Source organism: Brevibacterium sp. SIMBA_078 (assembly GCF_046534565.1).
Taxonomy (GTDB): Bacteria; Actinomycetota; Actinomycetes; order Actinomycetales; family Brevibacteriaceae; genus Brevibacterium.
This window is the reverse complement of the sequence record NZ_JAWRYQ010000685.1, coordinates 1-228: the sequence shown is the minus strand read 5'-3', so window position 1 is coordinate 228 and position 228 is coordinate 1. Positions and strand designations below refer to the sequence as shown.

Annotated in this window: 1 protein-coding gene; it reads left to right on the top strand. The window is 41.7% G+C overall.

Annotated elements, in window-relative coordinates; all coding sequences use genetic code 11:
• On the top strand, positions 1-228 hold a 228-nt coding region (locus SB749_RS21215), incomplete at both ends, for a phage holin family protein (RefSeq protein ID WP_410712060.1).

Genomic DNA, 228 nt, shown 5'->3' with positions numbered 1-228 from the left:
CGGCTTGGTTCGGTTACGTGCGAAAAATGCTTAGTTTTGTTGTCGTGATTGTGGCTAACATCATTGATCAGATTATGGGTTTAAATGGAGTGCTGACCTTTGGGACAGTGCTTTTTTATATTGCAAACGAAGGTCTTTCGATCGTAGAAAACCTTGCACAGATCGGCGTTAAAATTCCGGCTGCAATCACTGACAGGTTGCATGTGATTGAAAAGGATAGTCAAAAAG